7 protein-coding genes are annotated in these 12,913 nt (G+C 46.6%); 3 read left to right on the top strand and 4 right to left on the bottom strand.

Features of this window, described 5'->3' with window-relative positions:
* Positions 1-142 precede the first annotated feature (142 nt).
* The 3 genes from NE638_RS05040 to NE638_RS05050 are packed head-to-tail and all read left to right on the top strand — an operon-like array spanning position 143 to position 4,981.
* Complete coding sequence (locus NE638_RS05040) at positions 143-1,165, top strand: N-acetylmuramoyl-L-alanine amidase family protein (protein WP_244094800.1); 1,023 nt, start codon at positions 143-145, stop codon at positions 1,163-1,165.
* 21 nt (positions 1,166-1,186) lie between these two features.
* A complete protein-coding gene (locus tag NE638_RS05045; RefSeq protein WP_173745850.1) occupies positions 1,187-2,341 on the top strand; it encodes a serine hydrolase in 1,155 nt (384 codons plus the stop codon).
* A 42-nt stretch (positions 2,342-2,383) separates the two neighbouring features.
* Positions 2,384-4,981 (top strand): CAP domain-containing protein, encoded by a 2,598-nt coding sequence (locus tag NE638_RS05050; RefSeq protein ID WP_173745851.1) that lies wholly within the window; start codon positions 2,384-2,386, stop codon positions 4,979-4,981.
* Positions 4,982-5,042: 61 nt separating this feature from the next.
* Here the strand turns inward: NE638_RS05050 and NE638_RS05055 are convergent, their stop codons facing one another.
* The 4 genes from NE638_RS05055 to rpoC form a co-directional block, all read right to left on the bottom strand.
* Positions 5,043-6,269 carry a hypothetical protein gene (locus NE638_RS05055; RefSeq protein WP_173745852.1) on the bottom strand — a complete coding sequence of 409 codons (1,227 nt, stop codon included), beginning with the start codon at positions 6,267-6,269 and terminating at the stop codon, positions 5,043-5,045.
* A gap of 42 nt (positions 6,270-6,311) precedes the next feature.
* A complete protein-coding gene (locus NE638_RS05060; protein ID WP_118752855.1) occupies positions 6,312-7,127 on the bottom strand; it encodes a PP2C family protein-serine/threonine phosphatase in 816 nt (271 codons plus the stop codon).
* A gap of 30 nt (positions 7,128-7,157) precedes the next feature.
* Positions 7,158-9,107 carry a serine/threonine protein kinase gene (locus NE638_RS05065; protein WP_173745853.1) on the bottom strand — a complete coding sequence of 650 codons (1,950 nt, stop codon included), beginning with the start codon at positions 9,105-9,107 and terminating at the stop codon, positions 7,158-7,160.
* Positions 9,108-9,205: 98 nt separating this feature from the next.
* Positions 9,206-12,904 carry a DNA-directed RNA polymerase subunit beta' gene (gene rpoC, locus NE638_RS05070; RefSeq protein ID WP_173734164.1) on the bottom strand — a complete coding sequence of 1,233 codons (3,699 nt, stop codon included), beginning with the start codon at positions 12,902-12,904 and terminating at the stop codon, positions 9,206-9,208.
* Between the last annotated feature and the right edge of the window lie 9 nt (positions 12,905-12,913).

Below are 12,913 nucleotides of genomic sequence, written 5' to 3' on the forward strand. Positions count from 1 at the left end.
AAAATTTTTATATATAATTATTTTACATATATAGTACCACACTTTTTCCTGTTGTCAAGCACAATTTCGCAATTGCTTTTTCCAGACTCCTTCTTTATAATATTTACAAATGTAAACACCTACCAAGAAAGGACGTAATTCTATGAAAAAAAAGCCTCATTTGATGGCAATCGTCCTGTTTCTGACGGGTCTTATCTGTATTGGACTGCTTTTTGGCCTCAGCTATAAAACCTACCGGAAGATCGATGCCGTTGACCAGAAAATGGCCTCCGTGATCAAACCGGTCCAGAAAAAGCAGAAATCCATGAAAGAGGATATCGAACTTTATACAGCTAAGATCGAAAAGAAACAGGCAACCGACAAATACCTGCAGCAGCGGGCACAGACAGAAAAAGCTGTCAAAAACAACACCGGTGAACATGAACGGGCACCGGAAGCTGAAAACAGTCAGAAAACGACCAAACCCTCTGTTTTCAATGAAGCCGGTGGTGAGGGATTCACCGATGGCGGTAATGATACCTCTTCTGCTTCCAACGGCCATATCATCGGGATCGATCCCGGACATCAGGGCGAAAATGTTGATATGAGTGCCACAGAGCCGAACGGCCCCGGTTCCTCCACCATGAAGGCCAAGGCTTCCACCGGAACCAGAGGTTCCTTCAGCGGTCTCCCGGAGTATCAGCTGAACCTGGATGTTTCTCTTCTGCTTAAGGATATCCTGGAACAACGTGGATACCAGGTAGTAATGACAAGAACAGACAATGATACCGCTATCAGCAACAAGGAGCGTGCAGAGCTGGTCGCTTCCCAGGGTGCGGAGATCTGTGTCCGTATCCATGCAAACGGAGATGATTCTGCAGATGTCTCCGGTGCTCTGACCATGTGTCCATCCCAGCAAAATCCTTATGTTTCCAGTCTCTATGACAGTTCCAACAAACTATCCAAATGCATTGTGGATTCCTACTGCGCAGCTACCGGCTTCCAGAACCGCGGGATCATCTACACAGATTCCATGACAGGTATTAACTGGAGCACGATCCCGGTGACGATTGTGGAAATGGGATTTATGACCAACCAGAGCGATGATCTGAAAATGGCGGATTCCTCCTTCCAGCAGACTATGGCAGAAGGGATCGCCAATGGAATCGATGCTTATTTCCAATAATAAAAAGGAGTTTGTTTATATATGAAAAAAAATACATTTCTATATATTGTGATCGCAGTGCTTGTCATCGCACTGGCAGGACTTGGGGCACTGAATGTCCGCTCCCTGGACAAGCTTGCATCTCTCCAGACAAAAGTTAACAAGCTGCAGAAAAGTGTGCAGGAGGTTTCTGATTCTGCCGCTGAGCTCAGCAGCAAAGCCGATCAGCTGGATGCTCTTTATCCTGATGATCCTACCGTTTCCAGCGCTGCTGCCGCAGCATCTTCAGCTGAGGTCCAGGGTCCTTCCGCACAGGAAGAATCCACAGATACATCTGCAGCCTCCGATTCTTCCGAAGCTTCTGGCAGCAAGGACAGTTCTTCTTCCACTCAGGAAGAAGGAACACTTTCCCCATCCAGCGGAAGCACTTTCACAGACAATTCGGATTCCAGCATGGACAACCTTCTGAATCAGGTACAGTCTCTTCTTCCTACCGATAACGGAACCTGGTCCGTATATGTATGCAATCTTGCAAAAAATACCGAAGGTACCATCAATGATCAGCAGATGCAGGCTGCCAGCCTGATCAAGCTCTATATCATGGGTGCTGTATATGAGGATTATGACAGTCTTTCCTCCAAATACAGCAAGGATCAGCTGGACAATGCACTGAACTCCATGATCACAGTCAGCGACAATGATGCTGCCAATACACTTGTCAATTATCTTGGCGGCGGGGATGACGCAGCCGGAATGGCCCGTGTGAATAAATTCTGTCAGGATCACGGATACACCAGCACTTCCATGGGACGTCTTCTTCTTGCAGATAATTCCAAAGGGGATAACTACACTTCCGCAAAGGATTGTGGAAAATTTCTGAAGACCATCTATCAGATCGACAAGGGTACTGCTACCGATAACAACGATACTCTGGCAGGAGCCGAATATATGTATCGTCTTCTGAAAATGCAGACCAGGAAAAACAAGATCCCGGCTCAGATGCCTTCCGAGGTAAAGGTTGCCAACAAAACCGGTGAACTGGATCACGTAGAAAACGATGCCGGCATCATCTATGACACAGCAAAGGGGATCGACCTGGTAGTCTGTTTTATGTCACAGGATCTTAACGATACCTCTGCTGCACAGAACACCATCGCACAGGACAGCCGTGCGATCTATGGATACTACAACGAATAACAAAAGAAAATATCTTTATATTATATTGGTAAGGAAAACATCATGAACCAGACAAAAGAGAAAAAAACAAGATACTTATTATGGCCTGCGCTGCTGCTTCTGCTTCTTCTGCTGGCGCCGGGCAACATTGTCCGTGTGCAGGCTGCCTCTGACCAGACTGCTGTCCAGCTGAAACTCAGTCAGGGTATCCGCCGCTATGATTATGCTTACCAGGTCCTTGATCTGGTAAATCAGGAACGTGCCAAAAAGAACCGGAATCCTGTCACTATGGATAAGAACCTTCTGGAATGCGCCATGACCAGAGCAGAAGAACTGACCGTTTGCGCCAGTCATACCCGTCCCAATGGTTCCATCTGTTTTTCAGCCTTTCCTTATTTTGAGGATCCAAGTGAAAATCTTGCGATCAACCAGGGAACTCCTGAAGAAGTTATGGAATCATGGATCGAATCTTCCGGACATTACACGAACATCATGAATTCCAAAAATGTTTCTGCCGGAATCGGCTGCTACTCACAGAACGGTCATCTCTACTGGATCCAGTGCTTTTCTTCTCACGCAACAGAAGCCTGCACACAGCCTGCCAATCAGACTGTGTCACCTGTTATTTCCGTGCTTCCAAAGCTGATAAATATCCATTTCAACGAAGCTTCTCCGATCACATTCACAGAAGAACAGAAAACACTGGCTATCTATATAACCTGTAATGGATTCAGCTATATGAGTTCCAGCCTTGACCCAGCTTCTTTCACATGGTCAACCGGAGATCCTTCCATTGCCACTGTGGATCAGAGCGGTGTTATCCGACTGAAAAGCAGAGGAACCACTACGGTTTCTGCCACACTGAAATCCTGCCCGGACAAAACACTGTCTGCAGATCTCAATGCATACTATGATCTGGAAAATTCCAGAGAGACTTCTCTGCGCTATACAAGTTCCTGGAACTATACCGGAAGTCCCATTACTTTTTCTCCTGAACTAAAATTCCATGGTCGTACGCTGACTGAGGGAAAAGATTATACGATTTCTTTCTCCAATAACCGTAACAGCGGTCTGGGAAGCTTCACGATCACAGGTCTTGGCCTTTATTCCGGAACTCTGACTGATGATTTCCTTATCCGGCAGATCAATCTCTCTCAGTCAGAAGTAACTTTTTCCCAGTCTTCCTATCTGTATACCGGAACCGCACTGACTCCGAAACCAACGGTTACCTGGAATGGTACGACGCTGACTGAAAATGTAGATTATACACTTTCCTGGCATAACAATGACTGTCAGGGCAATGCATACGTTACGCTTTCCGGTATGGGTAATTTCACCGGCGAAAAAAACAAATCTTTCTATATTGACCTTACACCGATAACAGATGCTGAGATCAGCGACATTCCGGATTATGAATATGCCCCGGGCAAAGAATTCAAGCCGGAGCCAACCGTCACACTGAATGGTGTTACCTTAAAGAAAGATGTTGATTATACCCTTTCTTATTATGATAACACCATGGCAAGTTCCAGAACCAACAGACCTCGTGTCCATATAACCGGTATCGGCATTTACAGAAGCGGTTTTTCCAAATACTTCACCATCAATCCACTGAAGCTCTCCGGTGAGACCATCCAACTGGCAGATCCAAACTGCAAAAGTGAAAGTGTAACCTCTTATCTGCGAAATAACCTGGTCATCACCTATAATGGCACACAACTGACCTCTGATGATTTTCGCATTACTTCTGTATACTATTCCTCCAGCAATGAGATCCTGGATTTTTCACTTTCCTATAAGCAGAATTATTCCGGTTCAAGGCATATGACATCTGTAAAGCTTTGCGATCTTTCGGATATTCCGGAACAGATCTTCAACGGCAATGCAGTAACTCCGAAGCCTACTGTAAAATACGGCTCGGACACGCTTCAGGAAGGCACGGATTATATCCTTACCTGGAAAGATAACGCCAAAACCGGCACTGGCTCCGTAACGGTTACAGGAATCAACAATTATTTTTCAAGTCAGTCCCTGACCTTTAAAATATCCGCTCCGGCACCAACGAGCACTCCAACTCCGAAGCCATCCACTACTCCGGCTCCTGTGATCACGAAATTAACTGCACCGTTAATTAAGGCCTCTGCCTCCTGGAACAACTGTACGCTCCGCTGGAACCGTATAAACAATGCCCGGAACTATATTCTCTACAGAAAAACAAATTCCGGAAAATACACAAAAATCAAAACTTTAAACGCAAATACTACTTCATACAAAGACACAAAGATCACTATCGGAAATAAATATTCTTACGTGATCCGTGCAAGCAAAAAAACATCCTCCGGTTATATCTACAGTCCAGCTTCCAAAGCAGTGACTGTGAAACCGAATCTGCTCCGTCCGTCCATAAAGCTTAAAACCCTCAAAGGAAAACAGACCCTTTCCTGGAAAAAGATTTCCGGAGCAACCGGCTATGTCATCTATCAGAAAAAAGGAAATGGTTCCTTCAAAAAAGTAAAAACTATTTCTTACAAAAATACCAGCTATACATTTAAGACAGCAAAAAATGTTACATATAGCTACAGACTGGTTCCATACCGCTCAGTAAACAAGAAGGTAAAGACCGGACCTGCAAGTGCGGTAAAAACCGGAAAAGCAAAATAACAGACTTACCGGATCGGACAAAAAAAAGGATGATGCGTCACCAAAACGCATCATCCTTTTTTCAGTTCTTTTCTTCTCCCTCTTCATAGGATTTTTCCCAAATCTCGGAGAATACTGCCAGCGGACAGTCTGTCAGCAGGCACATCAGAAGAAAGCACTCATATGGATTCACTATGTAGATCTCACTCATTTCGCAGCGGGCCAGGATCTCCTGGATCTCCTCCAGGAAATGGCGGTATCTCGTATACGGATCATCCTCTGCCATCTCCTGAGAGATTACAAAAAACTCCAGCGTGATCAGATCAAACCGCTCCACCGGAAATTTATGGTTCAGGATATTGTTGATCCTCTGGCGGCTGAAGCGCTTCTGGCTGAAATGCTTTGCCAGAATGGATGCAGACATCTTTTTGAGATTTCCCATTTTATTAATAGGGATCCCGCTGCAGATAACCTTTTCCAGATCCGAAGCACTGATATTCTCAGGCTTCCAGATTTTTTTGCCACCGTTTTCTTCCTCATCTTCCTGATACATGGCTGCAATGATCTTCCTTGCCCGCTCCAGAAGGATCATAAATTCCTGAAAAGCCTGGCTCTTCTCTGATTTCGGATCATCATGTCTTCCTTTCAGAAAAGCCAGATATTCCAGAAGCTTTTCCTCACTGTCCAGACAAAGCCCTGTGCCATACACGATCTCTCCGGTCTTTTTTTCCACCGGAGTCATCTGTTTGTAGGTTTCTTTATATTCCTCCGCTTTATAATAGCCAAGATGATTCCGGTAACAATACCAGTAGATCACTTCTTCCGAATTATGAAAATCAAAATCCTGCTCACGAAGCACCCGGGTCAGAAAATCTGAAACATCCTCTGTACTCATCCGAAGTCCGAAACCCAGAAGAAAAACTGTTTCACGCTTCACAGATGCCTGAGTCAGCCAGTTATTCACCAGAGAACTCAGCTTGGCTGATGTAGGTGACATGGATTTCGGTGTGTAGGTTTCCTTGAAGGATTCCACAACGATCTCTCTGTAGACTTCCTGCGGTACCTGGGAAAAAGGCTCCTCAAGCTCTGCACGCTCATACACATATCGTTTCAGATAGTCACCAAAGGAAACCAGTTCCATCTCCTTGTAAAGATAATGAAAAATAACATCTGCATCCTCATCCTCAAAGGAATCCAGACTGACAACCTGTCGGAACTTCTGTGCCGCCTTTCTTGTAAATTCAAAGTCCTTCACTGAATCGAAGGCAACTGTCTGTTCAAAATCAAGATCCTGCATTCGATTTCTCATCGCAAATTTTCTCCTTATCCCTTTTCTTACTCCCCGGGTTTATTACCGTCCGGTACTGTGGCGCTCTGCCCAGCGTTTGAGAATATTTTTTTCTTCATAGCCGCTGATCTGTGCAAGGACCAGTGTCACATTATCTCTGCCGCCTCTTTCCAATGCCTGTTCCAGGATCTTACCTACTTTTTCTTCTGCGGTTTCTGTCCCGTCAAGGATCTTCTGAAGCTCCTCATCAGAAAGCATGTCTGTCACTCCATCTGAACAGATCAGATATGAGCTTCCCGGCTGATAACCGATCTCCACGATAGAAGGCTCCAGTGCCATGTTTTCTTCCTGGAAGCCCAGATACTGCGTCAGCGGAGCTTTTCCCAGCATTTTTCCGCCGATCACATGGTCCGTGGAAATCTGCTGGAACTTCCCCTGAAAATGACGGTAGATACGGCTATCCCCAAGGTTGCAGGCATAGATTGCCTTTTCGCTGAAAGACAAAAGTGCCATGGTTGTTCCCATGCTTCTGATACGGTTTTCATTGCTGTAGCGACATACTGCCTCATTCATATTTTCGCAGGCTCCTGTCAGAAAAACCACAGGCTCTTTTTTCAGGGTCTTTTTGTTTTCTTCATAGAAGCCTCCCAGCGCTTCCACAGCTGCAGAAGCTGCCATTTCACCGCAGCTTTCTCCGCCCATGCCGTCAAAAACAGCCAGCATTGGAAGCTGCCAGTGCTGTGTATGACCTGCCAAGATTCCGTCAACCCCCTGGTTGTGCACCGGCAGGCGCACTCCGCAGCACCAGAAATTATCCTCATTATTTGTCCTCACCTTTCCGGTGTGACATGTATACGCATAATCAATCTGATAGGCCATTCTTTTTCCTTTCGTAAAAACCCTTCGACATTACTGCTGAAGCTCCACTACAGAATTACTCCAGTATTTGTCTCCCAGTTCTACATATTTGTCGTTATCGCTCTCTTTATCATGAACCTTACCATCTGCATCGATCCATCGGATCAGAAGGCCGTCCTGATAATAAAAATACTGCTTCTCATCTCCGTCCCATACATAAGTATAAAACATCTGCTCGCCCCAGTAAAAATATTCCTCATAAACGCCATCTGCGGAACTGCCGGGATATACAAGTACTTTGGCGATCTCTCCTGATCCGTTATAAAAGCGCAGGCGATCCCCCTCTGTACCTTCACGTCTATAGCTGTCCAGAGCATTTTCTATGGTTGTCGCATGGTCACGTATCGTTTCCATTGCCTGTGCGAAACTTTTATCCGAATTGTCTGCAGTACCGAAATTTCCTTTGTTCAGAGCATCAGAATCATCGGAATCTGTATACGAAGGTTCCCCGTTATCCACAGGTTTCCGTATCGTTCGTACCGCAAGGATCCCGCTGATCAACACAACAAGGATCCCGGCTGTTATAAGCATTCTGAAAATACCTTTCCGTTTCCTTCTGTCATCGTCATTTTCGTCATTCTCTGGCACGGATCCTTCCCACTCCTGGAGATTCTGGTCACGGTCGTCTTCCAGATCTGTGATAGAGGTAACTCTGGGCTTTACAGCTCCGGTTTTTCTTATACCGGGATCTGACTGACGGGAACGTCCTGACGGATAACCGGACAGGCTATCCTTTTCGGATGCTGTTTTTCCGGATGCAGATTTCTGAGGCTTCTGTATTGTGCTCTGAGCCTTTGGCGTATTCCGGGCTGCATTTTTTGCTATTTCTCCGGCTGTCGGTTTCTCCGGCTGTATGGATAACGGCACAGGATTTTTACGTGCCTGACGGATCGCATCCGTATTCAGCTGACTCGTTCTTGCCAGCTGTCTGGCTGCACCCTCCTGGAGAAACTTCGGCATGGACTCCGGAACAGGTCTTTCCTCCACTGGTTTCGGTTTCTCATGAACTCCCTGTTCTCTGTTTGCTGCTCCATACCGGATTTCTTCCAGTGCTTCCCGAAACTTCTCAGGAGTCTGATATCGTTCTTTTGCATCATAAGCACAGGCTTTTAAGATAACGGAGCCGAAAGCCTCTCCTGCATCCACAGGTGGTGGCGGTGTTTCGCCTGACATCCTCCTCGTGAGTGCGTTTTCCTTATCTCTGTATGTGATCAGCTGTTTTTCAAGATTCAGAAACGGAAGCCTGTTATGATTCATCAGTTTATATAACACCAGGCCAAGTGCATAAATGTCCACTCTGCTGTCGTACTGTTCTCCCCTGTACATCTCCGGCGCCATATAGGAATAAGTTCCCTTTTTGGAAAGGGTACTCATGGTTTTTTCCAGTTCTCTGGCGATTCCAAAGTCCCCCAGCTTGAAATCCCCGAACCTGGATACAAAAATATTCTCAGGTTTGATATCCCTGTGGATGATGTGAAGCTGCCCACAGTATTCCAGTGATCTGCAAAGATCGATACCCAGCTTCATCACTTCTTTTTCTGTGAGATTTTTTCCCGCATAATATTCCATGAAGCTTGTGAGATATTCCATGCGGATAAAAATATCCCATCCGATCTCGTCCAGATATTCCATCACCTTGTAATCTTCTACAGATACAATATGGGAATTTCCCCGGAAATACTCCATGGTGCTTACTTCCTGAATGCACTCCTCCACCAGATTTTCAAAATAACCGCGGACAGATTTTTCATCACCGGATTCTGAGCGCACACTGTCCAGCTCCCCTTTACTGGCGGGGATTGTGATTATCTTAATTGCCGAGTAAAAAGAACGTCCCTTCTCAGTTCTCTGAGCTTTATACACTCTTCCAAAAGAGCCTTCCCCGATCTTGCTTACGATCTTCCATTCCGGCCACGGGGAAATTGGCAGTTCCTTGTCCATCGCAATCCCTCCTCTCTCAGAAAATCCCTGCTTATAAACAGAAATCTCCCTCCGGATTTCCGGGGGGAGATTTATTTATATTAGCAAGGTATATCGACTTATTCTTCTACCGGTGCAGTTTCCTCTGCTGTCTCTTCAACAGCAATGGTCTCTTCCTCCGGAGCAGTCTCAGTCTTCTCTTCCTCTACGGAAATTTCCTCTGTATCCTCAGGCTCCTCGGAAGCTGTTTTTACCTCCGGCATTCCTGTGTCAAGACTGATCTCACTGTAACGCTTCATACCTGTACCTGCAGGAATCAGCTTACCGATGATAACGTTCTCTTTCAGACCGATCAGCGGATCGATCTTACCTTTGATAGCAGCCTCTGTCAGGACTTTTGTTGTTTCCTGGAAGGATGCTGCTGACAGGAAGGAGTTTGTAGCAAGGGATGCTTTGGTAATACCAAGCATAACCTGTTTTCCCTCTGCCGGCTGTTTGCCCTCTGCCTCAAGTTTCTCGTTAACTTCCTCAACATCAAGGACATCAACAAGTGTTCCTGGCAGGAACTCTGTATCTCCGTTATCCTCGATACGGATCTTCTTCAGCATCTGATGAACGATAACCTCGATATGCTTATCGTTGATCTCAACACCCTGCAGACGATATACACGCTGAACCTCACGGATCATGTAATCCTGAACTGCACGCACACCCTTGATTCTCAGGATATCATGCGGATTTACACTACCTTCTGTCAGCTCATCGCCGGCCTCAAGAACCTGTCCATCAAGGACTTTGATACGAGAACCGTATGGGATCAGGTAAGTCTTGGAATCGCCTGTCTCCGGATCGTTTACGATGATCTCACGTTTCTTCTTAGTGTCGTTGATCGTGGCAACACCTGGGATCTCTGTGATGATCGCAAGACCCTTCGGCTTTCTTGCCTCGAAAAGCTCCTCGACACGAGGAAGACCCTGTGTGATATCTCCACCGGCAACACCACCGGTATGGAAAGTACGCATGGTCAGCTGTGTACCTGGCTCACCGATAGACTGTGCTGCGATGATACCAACAGACTCACCAACCTGTACCGGCTCACCGGTAGCCATGTTCGCACCATAACATTTTGCGCAGACACCAACCTTGCACTTACAGGAAAGGATGGTACGGATCTTCAGTTTGTCGATCGGTCCGCCTGTCTGGTTGCTTACGCCCTCTTTCATGATACGGGCTGCACGCTTCGGTGTGATCATGTGGTTTGCTTTAACAAGGATTTCTCCGTCTTTATTCTTAACTGTCTCACAGGAGAAACGTCCTGTGATACGCTCCTGAAGGCTCTCGATCTCTTCTTTTCCGTCCATGAATCCACTAACTTCCATACCGGAGATCTCTGCTCTGTTCTCACAGCAGTCTGCCTCATGAACGATCAGCTCCTGGGATACGTCAACAAGTCGTCTTGTCAGGTATCCGGAATCGGCTGTACGAAGAGCGGTGTCGGAAAGACCTTTACGGGCTCCATGAGCGGACATGAAGTACTCCAGTACATCAAGACCTTCACGGAAGTTTGACTTGATCGGGAGCTCGATTGTATGACCGGTTGTATCAGCCATCAGTCCTCGCATTCCGGCAAGCTGTTTGATCTGCTTATCGGAACCACGGGCTCCGGAGTCAGCCATCATGAAGATGTTGTTGTACTTATCAAGACCGGTAAGAAGTGCTTTTGTAAGCTCATCATCCGTCTTCTTCCAGGTATCAACAACCTCTTTGTAACGCTCTTCCTCTGTGATAAGACCACGTTTGTAGTTCTTTGTAATACGGTCAACAGTATCCTGAGCCTGCTTGATCATCTCCGGCTTCTGCGGCGGCACGGTCATATCGGAAATAGATACGGTCATGGCTGCACGTGTGGAGTATTTGTAACCCATAGACTTAACGGAGTCAAGTACCTCGGCTGTCTTTGTTGCACCGTGAGTATTAATAACCTTTTCAAGGATCTGCTTCAGCTGTTTCTTACCTACAAGGAAATCAACCTCAAGAAGCAGTTCGTTTCCAGGTACGCTTCTGTCCACAAATCCAAGGTCCTGCGGAAGGATCTCGTTGAACAGGAAACGTCCCAGTGTGGACTGAACATTGCCGCTTAAAACAGTTCCGTCCGGCATTGTCTTATGACAATGGACAATGATCTTTGTCTGGAGTGTGATGACCTTGTTCTCGTATGCAAGAATTGCCTCGTTGACACTCTTGAAGAACTTGCCTTCACCCTTATTTCCAGGTCTCTCCTGAGTCAGGTAGTAGATACCAAGGACCATATCCTGTGAAGGAACGGCTACAGGACCACCATCTGACGGTTTCAGAAGGTTGTTCGGTGATAACAGAAGGAAACGGCACTCTGCCTGTGCTTCCTGGGAAAGCGGAAGATGTACAGCCATCTGGTCACCATCGAAGTCAGCGTTGAACGCGGTACAAACAAGCGGATGAAGCTTGATCGCCTTACCTTCTACAAGGATCGGCTCGAATGCCTGGATACCCAGACGATGCAGTGTAGGTGCACGGTTCAGCATAACCGGATGCTCCTTAATGACGTCCTCAAGGACATCCCATACTGCCGGCTCAAGCTTCTCTACCATTTTCTTGGCATTTTTGATGTTGTGGGAAGTTCCGTTGGCAACAAGCTCTTTCATAACGAAAGGTTTGAACAGCTCGATAGCCATCTCCTTCGGAAGACCACACTGATAGATCTTCAGCTCCGGTCCTACGACGATTACAGAACGTCCGGAATAGTCAACTCGTTTACCGAGAAGGTTCTGACGGAAACGTCCGGATTTACCCTTCAGCATATCGGAAAGGGATTTCAGAGCTCTGTTTCCAGGGCCTGTTACAGGACGTCCACGGCGTCCGTTATCGATCAGGGCATCTACAGCCTCCTGCAGCATACGCTTCTCGTTGCGGACAATGATATCCGGAGCACCAAGCTCCAGAAGTCTTTTCAGACGGTTGTTTCTGTTGATGATCCTTCTGTAAAGATCATTCAGGTCAGATGTTGCAAAACGTCCTCCGTCCAGCTGTACCATAGGACGAAGATCCGGCGGGATAACCGGGATAACGGTCATGATCATCCACTCAGGACGGTTGCCGGACTCACGGAAGGACTCCACAACCTCAAGACGTTTGATGATCCTTGCACGTTTCTGGCCTGTTGCGTCCACAAGCTCTGCCTTCAGTTCTTCAGAATCTTTTTCAAGATCGATAGCCTGAAGGAGCTCCATGATGGACTCGGCACCCATACCTACACGGAATCCTTCTCCGTAAGACTCACGTGCTTCCTGGTACTCACGCTCGGTGAGTACCTGTTTGTACATAAGTCCGGAATCTGCAGGATCCAGAACGATATAGTTAGCAAAGTAAAGCACTTTCTCCAGTGTTCTCGGAGAAATATCAAGGATCAGACCCATACGGGACGGAATTCCTTTAAAGTACCAGATATGAGACACCGGAGCTGCAAGCTCGATGTGTCCCATACGCTCTCTACGAACGGCAGATTTGGTTACTTCAACACCGCATCTGTCGCAGACAACGCCTTTATAGCGAATTTTTTTGTACTTTCCACAGTGGCACTCCCAGTCCTTGCTCGGTCCGAAAATCCTTTCACAGAAAAGACCATCCTTCTCAGGCTTCAAGGTTCTGTAGTTGATCGTTTCAGGTTTTAAAACCTCACCGTGTGACCACTCTCTGATCTTCTCAGGGGACGCCAGTCCGATCTTGATGGCATCGAAAGTCATTGGCTGATATGTTTCATTGGCGTTGGTTGTTTCTGCCATGTATTCTTT

This window comes from Blautia sp. MSK.18.38 (genome assembly GCF_024460535.1).
Taxonomy (GTDB): Bacteria; Bacillota; Clostridia; order Lachnospirales; family Lachnospiraceae; genus Blautia_A; species Blautia_A fusiformis.